Source organism: Neptunicella sp., assembly GCF_048268085.1.
In the GTDB taxonomy this organism is placed as follows: domain Bacteria; phylum Pseudomonadota; class Gammaproteobacteria; order Enterobacterales; family Alteromonadaceae; genus Neptunicella.
Genome location: NZ_JBLWWF010000020.1, coordinates 1 through 15,660, shown reverse-complemented (window position 1 = coordinate 15,660; position 15,660 = coordinate 1). Strand labels below are relative to the sequence as shown.

11 protein-coding genes are annotated in these 15,660 nt (G+C 45.2%); 4 read left to right on the top strand and 7 right to left on the bottom strand.

The window, feature by feature from the left end:
* The first annotated feature begins 107 nt into the window (after positions 1 to 107).
* Genes ACTD55_RS15225 through ACTD55_RS15215 form a run of 3 tightly spaced genes read left to right on the top strand, consistent with a single transcriptional unit; the run spans position 108 to position 3,531 of the window.
* Entirely contained in the window at positions 108 to 1,583 is a 1,476-nt protein-coding gene (locus ACTD55_RS15225) for an HlyD family efflux transporter periplasmic adaptor subunit (RefSeq protein WP_438865195.1), read from the top strand.
* Positions 1,583 to 2,305 (top strand): ABC transporter ATP-binding protein, encoded by a 723-nt coding sequence (locus tag ACTD55_RS15220; RefSeq protein ID WP_438865194.1) that lies wholly within the window; start codon positions 1,583 to 1,585, stop codon positions 2,303 to 2,305. Before ACTD55_RS15225 ends, ACTD55_RS15220 begins: the two co-directional genes overlap by 1 nt.
* On the top strand, positions 2,302 to 3,531 hold the full coding sequence (locus ACTD55_RS15215) for an ABC transporter permease (protein ID WP_438865193.1): 1,230 nt from the start codon (positions 2,302 to 2,304) through the stop codon (positions 3,529 to 3,531). The genes ACTD55_RS15220 and ACTD55_RS15215 overlap by 4 nt, the downstream gene beginning before the upstream one ends.
* A gap of 38 nt (positions 3,532 to 3,569) precedes the next feature.
* Here the strand turns inward: ACTD55_RS15215 and ACTD55_RS15210 are convergent, their stop codons facing one another.
* From ACTD55_RS15210 to folE2, 6 genes are all read right to left on the bottom strand, one after another.
* Positions 3,570 to 3,851, bottom strand: a complete 282-nt coding sequence (locus ACTD55_RS15210) for a helix-hairpin-helix domain-containing protein (protein WP_438865192.1) — start codon at positions 3,849 to 3,851, stop codon at positions 3,570 to 3,572.
* A gap of 5 nt (positions 3,852 to 3,856) precedes the next feature.
* Positions 3,857 to 4,348 (bottom strand): hypothetical protein, encoded by a 492-nt coding sequence (locus ACTD55_RS15205; protein ID WP_438865191.1) that lies wholly within the window; start codon positions 4,346 to 4,348, stop codon positions 3,857 to 3,859.
* A 69-nt stretch (positions 4,349 to 4,417) separates the two neighbouring features.
* On the bottom strand, positions 4,418 to 5,326 hold the full coding sequence (locus ACTD55_RS15200; RefSeq protein ID WP_438865190.1) for an AEC family transporter: 909 nt from the start codon (positions 5,324 to 5,326) through the stop codon (positions 4,418 to 4,420).
* Positions 5,327 to 5,500: 174 nt separating this feature from the next.
* Positions 5,501 to 6,916 (bottom strand): FAD-dependent oxidoreductase, encoded by a 1,416-nt coding sequence (locus ACTD55_RS15195; RefSeq protein WP_438865189.1) that lies wholly within the window; start codon positions 6,914 to 6,916, stop codon positions 5,501 to 5,503.
* Positions 6,917 to 6,925: 9 nt separating this feature from the next.
* Positions 6,926 to 11,392, bottom strand: a complete 4,467-nt coding sequence (gene gltB / locus ACTD55_RS15190; RefSeq protein WP_438865188.1) for a glutamate synthase large subunit — start codon at positions 11,390 to 11,392, stop codon at positions 6,926 to 6,928.
* Positions 11,393 to 11,919: 527 nt separating this feature from the next.
* Positions 11,920 to 12,846, bottom strand: coding sequence for a GTP cyclohydrolase FolE2 (gene folE2 / locus ACTD55_RS15185; protein WP_438865187.1), 927 nt, complete (start codon positions 12,844 to 12,846; stop codon positions 11,920 to 11,922).
* Between the two features lie 271 nt (positions 12,847 to 13,117).
* Here folE2 and arcB point away from each other — a divergent pair, with 271 nt between their 5' ends.
* On the top strand, positions 13,118 to 15,475 hold the full coding sequence (gene arcB / locus ACTD55_RS15180) for an aerobic respiration two-component sensor histidine kinase ArcB (protein WP_438865186.1): 2,358 nt from the start codon (positions 13,118 to 13,120) through the stop codon (positions 15,473 to 15,475).
* A 20-nt stretch (positions 15,476 to 15,495) separates the two neighbouring features.
* On the opposite strand, the gene ACTD55_RS15175 is transcribed toward arcB, so the two are convergent.
* The gene (locus tag ACTD55_RS15175) at positions 15,496 to 15,648 is read right to left on the bottom strand and encodes a GntT/GntP/DsdX family permease (protein WP_438865256.1); all 153 of its coding nucleotides are present in this window, start codon (positions 15,646 to 15,648) and stop codon (positions 15,496 to 15,498) included.
* Between the last annotated feature and the right edge of the window lie 12 nt (positions 15,649 to 15,660).

Below are 15,660 nucleotides of genomic sequence, written 5' to 3'. Positions count from 1 at the left end.
GACTGAAACATAATCTTTCGTTGCCTTTACACAAAGCTGACAGTTTGCCTACAGCAATTATGATTTAATCCTTTATCTACATAATGGTTAAATTGAATACATAATTTATGCAAAAACTGTCTTTTCCAAAAATAGTACTGCTGGTGGTGATTCCAGCGTTGGCGTTGTGGTGGTTTATACAGCCCCAACAAGCTAAGCAGCAAATTCAATATCAAACCCAACCACTATCCATAGGCGACATTGAAAGTACGGTAAATTCATCTGGTGCGATTTCACCGGTGGTCACCGTGGATGTGGGATCCGAGTTATCGGGACTGATTTCCCAACTTAATGTGGATTTTAATGACGTGGTGACCAGCGGACAAGTAATTGCCCGTATTGATGATCGTACTGTGCAATCACGGCTTAAACAAAGTCAGGCTGATTTGGCCTCATCAAAAGCATCATTAGCTCAATTAAAAGCGGGTTTAGTCAAAGCTCAAGCTGAAGAAGCCTTGGCAGAGCGAGAATTTAAACGAACTCGTGAATTACGGGCAAAGAATCTGGTCAGTGAATCCGAACTGGATATTAGTCAAACCGCTTATGAATTAGCCAAAGTCAATATTGATACCGCCAAAGCCGCTATTTTGGTGGGGGAATCCAGGGTACAGCAATCTCAATCCAGTCTGGAGCAGGTTAAATTAGACTTGGATCGTACCTTCATCCGCTCTCCTGTCGACGGGGTGATAATCGACCGTCAAGTGGATAAAGGCCAAGCGGTTTCGGCCAGTTTATCCGCACCGGTGTTATTTTCTATTGCTCAGGATCTGGTCAAAATGCAGATTGAAGCGGATGTAGATGAAGCCGACATTGGCCGCATTAAACAAGGACAACCAGTGAAGTTTACCGTAGATGCTTTCCCGGAGCGGAAATTTACTGGTGTGGTGTCTCAGGTGCGTAAGGCGGCCACCGTGACTAATAACGTTGTTACTTACAAAGTCATTATTAGTCTGGAAAACAAAAACTTGCTGTTGTTACCCGGTATGACAGCCAATGTCGATATTATTCTTGGTCAGCGCAGTAATGTGTTGCGGGTGGCTAACTCGGCACTGCGTTTTAGTCCGCAAAGTGCTAATGATGATCATGATAAAGGTCCGGATATGTCTGAGCGAGTGCAGCAGTTAGCTCAATATCTAGCGTTGGACGCCGCCCAGCAAGATAAACTAGAGAAAGTGATGACAAGCATGCAACAGTCGATACGGGAAATGCGCAGTTCACGTTCTTCAATACCGGGCCCACCAGCGGATATACGTGAAATGATGAAGACAGTCCGGGCTAAAACCGAAGCGGAATTGAAGAGCTTTCTGAGCCCTGAACAAATGGAAAAATATGCAGCTTTTAATCAGCAACGCCGTAAAACCTTCGCGGCTGGTGGCATAAATTCTGATTATTCACGAGGTACGATATGGGTGTTACGTGATGGTAAGCCACATAAAGTGAATGTTCGGGTGGGGATTGCTGACTTGGAATATAGTGAAATAGTCAGTGACCAATTGCATGATGGCGACCCAGTTATAGTACGTGCGCAAAGGGTAGGTGGCTAATGTCTGAAGTCTTAATTAAGGTACAGCAAGCCAAAAAAGTCTATCACATGGGTGAAGAAAGTGTGTGGGCCTTAAAAGGCATCGATCTGGAAATACGGCAGGGGGAATTTGTTGCCATTATGGGCTCTTCCGGTTCCGGTAAATCTACCATGATGAATCTGCTTGGTTGTTTGGATATTGCCAGCGAAGGGCGCATTTCATTGGATGGGCTGGAATTGTCCAAACTGGATAAAAAACAGCTCGCGACGATCCGCAATCAACGTATTGGCTTTGTCTTCCAGCAATTTAATTTATTGCCTCGCACGACAGCGCTGGATAATGTTACTTTACCATTACTTTACTCTCAGGTTCCTGAATCTGAATGGTCGATAAGGGCGAAAGAGTGTCTCGAGTTGGTGGGGCTGGGCTCCCGAATGGGGCATCACCCGTCGCAACTTTCCGGAGGTCAACAACAGCGGGTAGCGATTGCCCGTGCGTTAGTCAACCAGCCGGTGATGATTCTGGCTGACGAACCTACCGGTGCATTAGATACCCAAACCGGATTGGAAGTGATGGCGTTATTCCAGCAACTGAATCGTCAGGGTAAGACCATTATTCTGGTCACGCATGAACCGGATATTGCCGAATTTGCCAGCCGTAATTTGGTGTTTCGCGATGGTGAACTGGTCGCGGATCAAGTCAATCCATCTCCCCGTCAGGTTGCCTTGCGGGATTTGTCATGAAGAGTGTCATTTTACTCAAAACGGCCATGACGGCGCTGCGGGTGAATATGTTACGCAGTTTTCTGACCATGCTGGGGATTATCATCGGCGTTTCGGCAGTGATTATTATGGTGGCTATGGGGGCGGGCGCCCAGCAACAGGTAGATAAGCAGATTAAATCCTTGGGGGGCAATGTGTTTTTCGTCACCGGTTCGTTTCGTTCCAGCGGCGGCGCAAGATCTGCCTCGGTGGTGAGAATTAACGAGGACGATGCCAATTTAATTGAAAAACAGATCCCTGGTGTCAAAGCTGCAGCACCTTACCTGTCTTCTAACGGTCAGGTGATTTACGGTAACCTGAACTGGTCAACCGGGATCAACGGGATTGATAACCGTTATTTTAAGGTACGAGACTGGCAAATATCTTCAGGCCGTGAATTTACCGCTCAGGAAGTAAAAAGCGGCGCCAAAGTGGCGATTATTGGTGAACGGGTGCGCAAGGAACTATTTGGTATCAGTGATCCGGTAGGACAAACTATTAGAGTACAGAACTTTAATGTATCGGTGATTGGCGTGTTGGTGGAAAAAGGTCAGGATGCCCGTGGTGAAGATCAGGATGACGTGATTTTTCTGCCCATCAAAACAGTGCGTACCAAGATTACCGGCATTGATTCGACAAATCCTAAATCGGTGCGTTTTATTCAGGTGGGGGTGTATGACGGTGAAGATATGGATTATATCGAGCAACAAATGGCAGAAATTTTGCGCCAGCGGATGCGTATTCCGGCCAATGGTGATGATTTGTTCCGTATCCGTAATGTATCGGAAATGATCGCTACCCGCGCTGAAACCATGCAAGTATTTAATACGTTGTTGGCCTGGGTGGCCTCAGTGAGTCTGGTGGTGGGCGGTATCGGTATTATGAATATTATGCTGGTGTCGGTGACCGAACGTACCCGTGAAATTGGTCTGCGTATGGCGGTAGGCGCCAAACCGGCAGATATTTTACGCCAGTTTTTAATTGAATCTATTGTGTTATGCGGACTGGGCGGTGCCATCGGAGTGCTAATCGCTTATGGTTTTGTGTATCTGGGCAATCATTACGGTATTGGTGCTGGTGGAGTGATTAACCCAGATGTAGTGATGATAAGTTTGGGTTTTTCTGCTCTTATTGGTATCTTTTTTGGTTATTACCCCGCGCTGAAAGCGTCCAGACTCGAACCGATAGATGCACTAAGATATGAGTAATTTGGCAGTTATGTTAAGTCAGATTGGTTCAGTCTGGCTTAACATTCTGGGAAACGCTTTTTCCGTTCGGCAGTAAATTCCCACCATTTTTTGGCACTGCCACCTTGCATATAATCGATCGCGGCCATATAGGTATCGAGCACGCAGGGGTCTTGCCTGACACCACTAAGAGTGCTCATTTGTTGATACAACTGATAGGGATCCTGACCAATCAAGTCGGTTGGCTGAGTTAATCCTAACTGGATAAAGTCTCGCTCCATGGCCGGACCAATATTGGGAATATCTTGAAAACGCTGAATATTGTTTCGGTGAGTTGGCATCACTTTTAGCCCTCGCAACCTTCATGTAGCATGGTCCAGATAACATTGGCCACTTTCCATTGTCCATCCTGTTTGATCAAATCTATCGAATCAACCCCACAATGGGACCGTTTTCCATCGACTAAGAATTCGTATTCACCCCAGATAACCGCCATGGGACCTTGGATTAATATCGTTGGGGGAGCCGTCCAACGCTCGATATAATGGTGTTCACTGGGGGACACTTTGCTGGCAAAGGATTCATTGGTAACAAGGCGTAAGCTGTAGTCTTTATTGTCAGTGTCCTTTTTCTGGATCAACGCAATATTGACTCCATCTGCCAGTTGCAAGGCTCGCCAATCATCCGGATTGCCGCTGCTTACAGCGTCAAACAATTTATCGGCGACGTCCAGTACAGCCTGTTGATCCGATTCGATGTCGTTAGCATGGGCTATGCTAATAAAGCCGACAAGCAAGCTGATGTAAGTGGTTTTTATCAATTGATGTAACGTAAACATAGTGATCATTCCTCTTAGTAAGCAGTAAATAGGTGATTATTGGCCTTTGGATATGCTGATTTGGCTGACTTACAACATCGTCAATAGCCAGTGTAGTATGGGTAAGGTAATCAGACTGATTAAAAAGCCCATTCCCACCAAAGCACTAACTAACTCAGGTGCCAGTCCTGCCATCATGGCAACCGCGCCCGCAGAAATCATCGGTGGCATCGCTGCGGCAAAAACCGATACCGTTACGGCTAAATTATCTTGTCCAATACCGTGCCAGGCGATGAGTGCTAGCAAGGGCATAAGTAGCAGTTTAATGGTTAATCCAGCGAATAGCGGAGCACGGTGATGACTATCGAGTTGCAGTTTTAGACTAAAACCTACCGAAACCATTACGACTGGCACCAATGTGCCACTTAAATGATCAATCACCTGTTGGACGATGGAAGGATAGGATTGTCCTTTAATGGCTAACGCCACGATTAAGGCGACAAAGGCTGGAAAGGTCAGTATTTTGACCGCAATTTTTTGCCAGGATACCTGCGTGTCTGATTGCCCGTACATTGCCGCGATGATTGTGCTGTAGACCACCAAGGCGATAAACGTACCCAATTGGTCATAAATCACCACATAAGGCATTCCTTCAGCGCCGTAAAAGCCTTCAATCATTGGAAAACCTAAAAACGACGTATTACCCAGAGGCACCACTATCAGTAAGGCGCCAACAATCTGTTTTGACCAGTTAAAATAATGCGCTAAGCCCAGCACAATGCCCGCGACACAGAGTAACAATACCCATGGCGTGATGATGGGAATAAGTAATTGACTGGAAAGGGTTAACGCGGGCACTTTTTGTAAAATAACCGCGGGCAAGCACACATATAATACAAAGCAGTTCAGTACCAGACTGGTATTTTCCGGAATGGCTTTGATTTGCTTGAGTGAAAATCCGATACATAAATAAATCAGGATTAGGTAAAAATTATCCATTGAATGGGCTACCTGGCGCGTGGTTTTTTGCCATCATAGGCAAAATAGCTGTGAAAACAATAGTTACCGGTTGACCAAATTATATCTGTGCTTGATGAAGCACCTGTGTTGCATAATCCTGATACAAAAAAGGCACCTTGCAGTGCCTTTCTTACATAACATTAGCGGTGTTAGTTACACACCCAGATAATCCAGTATTCCGTCTGCGGCATTGCGGCCTTCGTCAATGGCGGTGACCACCAAATCGGAACCTCGTACCATATCGCCACCCGCGAAAATTTGTGGATTACTGGTCTGGAACGCAAATTTACCTTTGCGAGGTGCGCGTACTCGGCCTTTTTCATCCAGAATAATACCGTAATCGGCAAACCAGGGGCTTGGGCTAGGTTGGAAACCGAAGGCAATAATGACTGCGTCTGCTTCCAACACATGCTCAGAGCCTTCAATAGGCTGCGGGCTGCGACGTCCTGCAGCATCGGCTGGGCCTAATTCGGTTTTGACCATGTGTACACCACAGGCATTACCATTATCGTCGACGGCGATATCCGAAGGTTGCAGATTAAACTGGAAATCAACCCCTTCTTCACGGGCATTTTGTACTTCGCGACGTGAACCTGGCATGTTCTGTTCATCGCGACGATAAGCACAGATTACATGCTCAGCGCCTTGACGAACGGCTGTCCGCACACAGTCCATGGCGGTATCACCACCACCCAGAACGACCACTTTTTTGCCTTTCATATCCACATAGTCAGCGGGATCTTTTTCAAGTCCCATCAAACGATTGGTATTGGCGACCAAATAAGGCAAGGCTTCGTATACACCCGGGGCTTTTTCATGTTCAAAGCCACCTTGCATATATTTATAAGTACCCATGCCGAGGAATACTGCATCGTATTCGTCGAGTAATTGCTGGAAGGGAATGTCTTTGCCGATTTCGGTATTGAGTTTGAATTCGATACCCATTTCCTCAAAGATCTGGTGGCGTAATTCCATCACTTCTTTTTCCAGTTTAAACGCTGGAATACCGAAAGTCAGCAAGCCACCAATTTTCTCGTATTTATCGAATACAACCGGCTTAACTCCATTACGTACCAGAATATCCGCACAGCCTAAACCGGCCGGTCCAGCACCGATAATGGCCACCTTCTTGTCGGTTTTAACGACGCCTGACATGTCCGGACGCCAACCTTGTTTAAAGGCGGTATCGGTGATGTATTTTTCAATACTGCCGATAGTGACCGCGCCAAAATCGTCATTCAGGGTACAGGCCCCTTCACACAAACGATCCTGCGGGCAGACTCGTCCACATACTTCAGGCAAGGTATTGGTTTTACTGGATAATTCAGCGGCTTCAAAAATTCGTCCTTCGTTGGCCAATTTGAGCCATTGAGGAATAAAGTTATGTACCGGACATTTCCATTCACAATAAGGGTTACCGCAATCAAGGCAGCGATCTGCCTGACCTTGTACTTGCGTGTCACTCATTGGCTGATAAATTTCAGCAAATTCTTCACGTCTGATGATGACCGGTTTTTTGGGAGGGTCGATACGCTCTACATCAACAAACTGGTATATATTTTTTGCCATAACGCCTCCTTAGTTAACCTGCACACGTAGCTCTTCAGTCGAGCGACTAATATGGCCAAGTAAGTTTTTAACATCGCTGGTTTTAGGTTTAACCAAACGGAATTTAGGTAAAAATTCAGCAAAATTAGTCAGCAAGTTAAGCGCATGCTCACTGCCGGTTTCTTCATAATGCTGATTGATTAAGCCACGGAGGTGTTCAGACAGAATCATTTTGTCTTCAATGCCTAAGGTGTCCACAAGATCACCGTTAACCCGTTGCTCAAAATCATTATTTTCATCCAATACGTAGGCGAAACCGCCGGTCATACCGGCCGCAAAGTTGATCCCGGTACGGCCTAATATGGCAACAATACCACCGGTCATGTATTCACAACCGTTGTCACCAATCCCTTCTACCACCGCAATCGCGCCTGAATTGCGCACTGCAAAACGTTCACCAGCACAACCGGCCGCAAATAATTTGCCGCCAGTGGCACCATATAAACAGGTATTACCGGCAATAACGCTATCTTTAGTGGTGAAGCTCACACCGACTGGTGGGTGAATAACCAGCTTGCCACCGGTCATCCCTTTGCCTACGTAATCGTTAGCATCACCGACCAGCGTCATTTCCAGGCCACCGGCATTCCATACACCAAAGCTCTGTCCGGCGGTACCGGTAAAGTGTAATTTCAGCGGATGTTCTTCCATCCCCCTGTTACCGTGACTTTTGGCAATGCTGCCGGAAATCATCGCACCTACTGAACGGTCGGTATTACGGATGGAATATTTGAATATTCCACCACCTTTACGTTCAATGACGCTTTGCAGATCCACCAATAGTTGTTGGTTAAGATCGCCTTTGTCGGCAGGGGCATTTTCATCTTCACTACAGAATAAGCGAGTGTGATCACCGGCTGTTGGTTTAGCCAGAATAGGGCTAAGATCCAGCTTATTCTGTTTGGCGGTAATCCCATCGAGTACGCTAAGAAGCTCGGTACGACCAATTAAGTCGTCGAGTTTCTTCACGCCCAGTCCGGCCATAATCTCACGGACTTCTTGCGCGATGAACTTAAAGTAATTCATCACCATTTCAGGTAAACCGATGAAATAGTTATCACGCAAGCTTTGATCTTGAGTGGCTACACCTGTCGCACAGTTGTTCAGATGGCAGATTCGCAGATATTTACAGCCAAGTGCGACCATGGGGCCAGTACCAAAGCCGAAACTTTCCGCGCCTAAAATGGCCGCTTTAATTACGTCCAGACCAGTTTTTAAACCTCCATCGGTTTGTACCCGGACTTTATGGCGTAAACCATTTTCTACTAGCGCCTGTTGGGTTTCGGCCAAGCCTAATTCCCATGGGCTGCCGGCATATTTAACCGAGGTTAACGGGCTGGCCCCGGTGCCACCATCATAGCCTGACACGGTAATTAAGTCGGCATAGGCTTTCGCTACACCACAGGCAATAGTGCCAACACCGGGTTCTGACACCAATTTGACCGAAATTAATGCATTTGGGTTAACTTGTTTTAAGTCAAAAATCAGCTGTGCCAAGTCTTCGATAGAGTAAATATCGTGATGGGGTGGTGGCGAAATCAAGGTCACGCCCGGTACCGAGTGACGTAATTCGGCGATATATTTATTTACCTTGTCACCGGGTAACTGCCCGCCTTCACCGGGCTTGGCGCCCTGTGCTACTTTAATCTGGATGACATCTGCGTTAACCAGATAATGGGGGGTCACGCCAAAACGCCCCGAGGCCACTTGCTTAATTTTGGAATTGCGTTCATTGCCAAAACGTTTTGGATCTTCACCACCTTCACCGGAGTTTGACTGTCCACCCAAACGGTTCATGGCAATAGCCAAAGCTTCGTGAGCTTCAGGGCTTAAGGCTCCAATCGACATAGCGGCGGTATCAAAACGTGGGTACAGATTTTCCGGCCCTTCAACGTCATCAATAGAAATCGAATCCGTTTGTGGAGCTAATTTGAGTAGATCACGCAATGTTGCAATCGGGCGCTCGTTAACCAGTGCGCTAAATTTTTGGTAATCGGCGTAGTCACCGCTCACCACGGCTTTTTGCAAGGTGGTCACGACATCCGGGTTATAACTGTGATATTCGCCATCGTGGACATATTTGAGCAGGCCACCATGGGAAATATTTTTACGTTTTAACCAGGCGATGCGATTAAGGTTAATCTGATCTTGTTCAAAGTCTTCAAAATCAGCGCCTTGGATACGACTAGGGATGCCTTTGAAGCACAATTTCATCACGTTATCGCTGATACCAATGGCTTCAAACAACTTGGAACAACGATAACTGGCCACAGTCGAGATACCCATTTTGGACATGATTTTATACAAGCCCTTATTGATCCCTTTACGGTAATTCATGATGGCCTGCATTGGCGTCAGATCAATTTGACCACTTTCTACCAGCTGCTCAATGATTTCATAGGCCAGGAACGGATATACCGCAGTTGCACCTAGGCCAATCAGTACCGCGAAATGATGGGGGTCACGCACAGATGCGGTTTCTACCACAATATTGGCATCGCACCGTAAACCTTTATCTACCAAGCGGCGCTGTACCGCACCCACGGCCATAGCTGCCGGAATGGGGATCAAATTAGGTTTGATATGCCGATCGGTTAAAATAACGAATGCGGCTTTTTTGTGTTTAACCAAATGTTCCGCCTGATCACAAATACGTTTGATGGCATTTTTTAAGCCTTCAGTCGGCTTGTAATTCAGTTCGATAAATTCAGAATAGTAATATTCCGCATCATAATTACGCAGTTGCTTCAGATCGGTGTAGACCATAATAGGTGAGTCGAACAACACGCGATCGGCATAGCCGGAGGTTTCACTGAATACGTCTTTTTCACGGCCAATACAGGTAGCTAGTGACATAACATGATTTTCACGCAGTGGATCAATCGGTGGATTGGTCACTTGGGCAAATTGTTGACGGAAATAGTCATAAATGGTGCGATGTTTGGAGGACAGCACTGCCATTGGCGTATCGTCACCCATCGATCCTGTGGCTTCCTGACCGTCTTTGGCCAGCACTTTAACCACTTGATCAATTTCTTCATAAGAGAAATTAAACTGCTTAAAATAGGTGTTCATCATGTCATCGTCGAACAGTCGTTTACCAATTTCAGGATGTTCGCATTGATCGATAGGTGTCAGATGACGGATGTTTTTGTCCAGCCACTCCCGGTATGGATGACGACTTTTTAAATCATTGTCTATTTCGTTAGTACGCCAGATTTTGCCATTATAGGTATCTACCGCCAGCATTTCGCCAGGACCAACCCGACCTTTTTCCAGCACATCTTTTTGATCGTAATCCCAAATACCAATTTCCGACGCCAGGGTAATTAACCCGTCTTTAGTCAGTACATAACGCGCAGGTCGTAACCCATTGCGATCCAGATTACATGCAACATGGCGTCCGTTAGTTAAGACGATACCGGCAGGCCCATCCCATGGCTCCATGTGCATGGAGTTAAATTCATAGAAGGCTTTTAAGTCCGGATCCATGGTTTTGTTATTTTGATATGCGGGCGGCACCAGTAAGCGCATCGCACGGAATAAATCCATGCCTCCGGCTAAAAACAGCTCCAGCATATTATCCAGTGAGGAAGAATCTGAACCCACTTCATTGACGAAAGGGGCTGCTTCATGCAAATCCGGGATTAATGGTGTACGGAATTTACCGGTACGTGCTCTGGCCCAATCGCGGTTACCACGAATAGTATTAATTTCACCATTGTGAGCTAAAAAGCGGAATGGTTGGGCTAGTGGCCAGCGCGGTAATGTATTGGTGGAAAAGCGCTGGTGGAATACACAGATGGCTGATTGCATTTTGTCATCGGCCAGATCCAGATAAAATTTGGGTAAATCACCGGCTAATACCAGTCCTTTATAGACGGTTACCAGCGATGACAAGCTGGCAATATAGAATTCTTCGTCGTCCGCAAGACGTTTTTCTGCTCTGCGACGAGCCATAAACAAACGGCGTTCCAAATCATGCGAAGACCAGCCGCTAGGAGCGTTGACAAAAACTTGTTCAATTTGCGGCACGCAACTTGCGGCCAGTTCACCTAATAAATCATGATTTGTTGGCACTACACGCCAGCCCAAGATGTTTAAGGTTTCACGATCCAGTTCTTCATTTAAGACTGTACGCGCTAGTTCCGCTTTGATTGGATCCTGACTTAGGAAGATCATTCCCACCGCGTAATTTTGTGCCAGTGTCCAGTTTTGCTGTTTAGCCACATGCTGGAAAAAAGCATCCGGTGTTTGCATTAGCAAACCACAACCGTCACCGGTTTTACCATCGGCCGCGATACCGCCGCGATGTTGCATGCGGTCAAGCCCTTCAATAGCGGTTTGTACCAGCTTGTGACTCGCTTCACCCTTGGTATGGGCGATCAAACCGAAGCCGCAATTATCCCGCGAATCATTAGGATGATATAAACTCATGATGATTTGCTCCTTCAACATGTAGATTGGCTGGAAGTTTTTTAAGTATATAAGTAACTATGTCTAATAATTATTCAATATTATTAGACTACAGAAATTTCGTCGGGGTCCCGTCTTTGCGCGTCTAGGCGTTTTGTGATTTCGAAGAATCTTTATGCATTTATCCAGACCGGAACCGGAGAACATACCTAGTTCCCTTGCTAAAATCAATTGTTCTATATCCAAGAGAGATTGAATAATCAGGGTTATCGCTATATTTGTTATTTAACTTATTGAAATATATGGTTAAAACAAATTTAAAAAATGTCGGCTATGTTTTTAGAATTTTTCTTTAATTGGTCAAATAATAAGTTATTACGAAGATTTTAAGGACAGTTTAAAAAGAATAATTTATGCATAAATAATTATTTATTTTGCATAAATAAGAGTTTAGGGGCGATTCGATGAGAAATGATTCAGTAATCAGCCGGTTAGAAGATCAATTTTAACCCTATTGATCTTCTTGCCGGACAGATAAACGAGTACTTTTAGGCTTGATAGCCTTGCCCTATGCCTTTGGTGGCAATCGACACCGCATCATGCGCATGCAATGATTCGAGATGGTTCACTTTCAACCAAAAGTCTGAATAGGCTGGACTGTTATCCAGCAAGTATTTTAATTTCCGAGCGGCATCTTCACAGAACATCAGGTTTTGGCCGTTTAAACGAGCAAACTCTTGTTCATCTTCACGTTTGACCGCAGCTTGTACCGGAGTTTTGAGCGTGTTTTCAACGCTATCGACTAGCGCTTTTATTGGAAACTCTGTGATCCCTTCAGCCAGCTTTACTTTAATTTCAGCGACACTGCGCTGACTATGTGGGGTTGCGACGATCCCCTGGACGGAACCTAACCATGTATGGATTTGTTCCAGATCAACACTATCCTCTTTTGTAAATTCTTGTGCAAAGGCTTCCTGAATTAATTGTCTGGCCAGGGCAGCCGAGCAGGGACAAGTAGAGGAATAAGGGACATCCAACGATAATTCAATCGATAACTTACCCTGTTGCAATTGTCCGTTAATCACCACCGGATAGGCTTTCCAACCTTGTTTGCCACTGATAAGGGAACTTCGGCGCATATGGTAGTCAAACTTGACGATAACTTGGGCGCTATCACTTAAATCGCCATGGCTGGTAATAAATTCACCCAACAGTGCTTTAAGGCTGCTTACCGTCAGGCTGTCATCGGTAGATAATTTATCCAGCAATAAATATAAGCGCGACATATGAATGCCTTTTGCTTGTGGCTGGATAAGATTTACATAAGCAGAAACACTGGCGCTAACAACCCTGGCTTGGGTATCATCGCTGGCTAGCATTAATGGTACTTCAATGTTGCTCATTCCGACCCGATCAAGCACTCCTTCTGTTTGAGCGGTCAGGTGATTGGCGACATCTGGTAAATTTGTTGGCATTACTACTCCGAACTGCATTTAATTGGGGTAAAATCGTCAGGCAATGCCATAACGCTGATTTTCAGATTTAGGCTGAAAACAACAAACCCGTTAAAAATAAATTGCTGCTTAAGTTTATTTAAGCGAGTCAATTTGGGATAAAACCCAATATGGGATTGAATTTTATAAATTCAAGTCAATATCCAGACGGTCAATCCGTATGCTGAATTGACCGCTAATAATAACATTTTAATTCAAACTGTTCATATAACGGAATTGGGGTACTTATTCTATGCAACAACATCAGCCAGCGGATTCCTGGGCTTTTCGTTTTGCCCGTTTTGTGAAACGGGTAGGTACGCTAAAAGCCAGTTTTCTGTTTGTCTTTATTGCGTTGACTTTTACGCTGGTGGGCTCTTATGTCTTGCGAATGCAGGTTACCGGTGAAGTGCAACTGGTTGATTTTGTTACCGCTATTATACTGACTTTATTAAGCGCGCCATGGGTGTTGTTTTTCTTTAGTGAGCTGGTTAAACAACTCGAGCTTTCACGTACCAATTTAACCGAGGTAGTGAGTCAACTGGAGCGTCTTCGGGAAGAAGACATACTGCTTAATCGCGAGCTGCAAAATAACATTCATCAGCTTAATCACGAGGCCGAACAGCGCAAAGAGGCGCAAAAAGAACTGGAAGAGCTGTACACCGATTTAGAAGCGGAAATAAAAGAGCGTACCGAGAAAGAACAGCAAGCTCAGCGCCTGTCCACTTTATTACGTTCCATCATCGATGCCTCACCGGATTTAATTTACTACCGTAATGAACAGGGAAAATTTGCCGGTTGTAACCGGATTGCCGAGCAAGTTACCGGTAAAAGCGAGGCCGAATTATTAGGATTAACACCGCACCACGTATTTGCCGAAGATGTTGCAGGCGACATCGTTGCGAGTGATCAGGAAGTACTGGAATCGAATGTGGAAATGACTGATGAACGCTGGCTAAACTTTGCTGGTGGTCGCAAGCATCTGTTCGAAATACGTAAAGTGCCTTTTTATGATAACCAGGGTAACCGTTTAGGCCTGTTGGCTTTTGGTCGTGATATTACCAAACGTAAAGAAGCCGAAATGGCATTGGAAAAAGCCAGTCGCGACAAAACGGCTTTTATCGCCACCATCAGCCATGAGTTACGTACCCCACTTAACGGTATTGTGGGACTCAGCCGCATGTTACGGGATACCCCTTTGCAGCCAGAACAAGCGGGTTGGGTTAATACCATTTATACCAGTGCGGTAACCTTGGGGATTATTTTTAATGACATTATTGACTTGGATAAGCTGGGACGGGATCGCCTTGAACTTAAAAAAGAAAGTGTTGATTTGCGCTTATTTTATAAAGAATTAAATAGTGTTATCGGTTTAATCACCAATGAAAAAAGTCTGCAATATGAAACTCGGTTTGCCGATGATTTACCCGCCTTTATTGAGGCTGACAGCACTCGTTTACGTCAGGTGTTATGGAATATTTTATACAACGCTGTGAAGTTTACCCAACGGGGCAAAGTGCGTTTTGAAATAGATAAACTCAATAATGAAGCCGGTATGCCAGTACTGGAATTCAAAGTGTCTGATACCGGTATTGGTATTCCCAATGACGAATTAAAGAAAATCTTTGCCATGTATTATCAGGTGAAAGATAGCAACTTTAGCTCTGCAACCGGTACCGGGATCGGTTTGGCCATATGTCAAAAAATGGTACATATGATGGGCGGTGACATCAGAGTTGAGAGCACCATTGGCCAGGGAAGTCAGTTTACCATTCAGATCCCGTTGATTGTGATGAATACACCGATTGAAAAAGCTAAACTGCTGGTAACGGATTTAAAAATTCTATTGGTGGAGGATATCGAGCTCAATGTTGTTGTGGCAAAAGCGGTATTGGAAAAAATGGGTCATCGCGTGTCTGTTGCCATGACCGGTAATGAAGCCATCGACATGGCCAGAAAAGAACAATTTGATTTAATCTTGTTAGATATTCAACTACCGGATATGACCGGCTTTGATGTTGCCAGCGTGCTACATGAAGAAGAATTAGTTACCCAGACCCCGATTGTGGCGTTAACCGCCAATGTGATAAAAACCCGTCAGGAATATTTAGATAATGGTATGGATGATGTGATCGCCAAACCTATCAAGGTCAGCCGTATGACCGAAGTCATGAACGAACTTTTCGCCCCAGTGGTGCAACAAGAGGAACAACCCGTGCAAGATAATAATGCTGAATCTGTACAAGACGAATCCGTGTTGGATATTACCAATTTAACGATGTTGGTGGACACTATCGGGGCGCAGATGTTGTTAACCAGTGTTGAAATGTTTCAGCAAAAAATGCCGGAGTATTTGAATGTATTGGAGTCCAACCTAACCGCAGAACAACAAAAGCAGGTGTGTGAAGAAGCGCATAAAATTAAGGGCGCGGCTAGCTCCATTGGCTTATGTCATGTAAGGAAACTGGCAAATTTAATCCAGCAAGAAGACCATCCGGCTTGGTGGGAAAATGTACATGACTGGTTAGAAGAGCTTAAGCAGGCCCTTGAGCAGGACCTGCCTAAATTAATTGACTGGTTAAATATTCAATTAGCCGGTGAACAAGCTTAAACAAGATGATAGATGCGGTGTTAAACCACCGCGTCTAATAGCAATACCATGATAATTCCTACTACGCCGACAATCGTTTCCATCAGCGACCATGATTTGAAGGTGTCTTTGAGGCTCAGGTTAAAATAGCCTTTATACATCCAGAAGCCCGAATCATTCACATGGGAGCACATTAAACTGCCCGC

Bases quoted from the DNA above. Each gene is read 5' to 3' on its own strand.
- ACTD55_RS15225 (WP_438865195.1), top strand. From the start codon at position 108: ATGCAAAAACTGTCTTTTCCAAAAATAGTACTGCTGGTGGTGATTCCA.
- ACTD55_RS15220 (WP_438865194.1), top strand. From the start codon at position 1,583: ATGTCTGAAGTCTTAATTAAGGTACAGCAAGCCAAAAAAGTCTATCAC.
- ACTD55_RS15215 (WP_438865193.1), top strand. From the start codon at position 2,302: ATGAAGAGTGTCATTTTACTCAAAACGGCCATGACGGCGCTGCGGGTG.
- ACTD55_RS15210 (WP_438865192.1), bottom strand. From the start codon at position 3,851: ATGCCAACTCACCGAAACAATATTCAGCGTTTTCAAGATATTCCCAAT.
- ACTD55_RS15205 (WP_438865191.1), bottom strand. From the start codon at position 4,348: ATGTTTACGTTACATCAATTGATAAAAACCACTTACATCAGCTTGCTT.
- ACTD55_RS15200 (WP_438865190.1), bottom strand. From the start codon at position 5,326: ATGGATAATTTTTACCTAATCCTGATTTATTTATGTATCGGATTTTCA.
- ACTD55_RS15195 (WP_438865189.1), bottom strand. From the start codon at position 6,916: ATGGCAAAAAATATATACCAGTTTGTTGATGTAGAGCGTATCGACCCT.
- gltB (WP_438865188.1), bottom strand. From the start codon at position 11,392: ATGAGTTTATATCATCCTAATGATTCGCGGGATAATTGCGGCTTCGGT.
- folE2 (WP_438865187.1), bottom strand. From the start codon at position 12,846: ATGCCAACAAATTTACCAGATGTCGCCAATCACCTGACCGCTCAAACA.
- arcB (WP_438865186.1), top strand. From the start codon at position 13,118: ATGCAACAACATCAGCCAGCGGATTCCTGGGCTTTTCGTTTTGCCCGT.
- ACTD55_RS15175 (WP_438865256.1), bottom strand. From the start codon at position 15,648: ATGTGCTCCCATGTGAATGATTCGGGCTTCTGGATGTATAAAGGCTAT.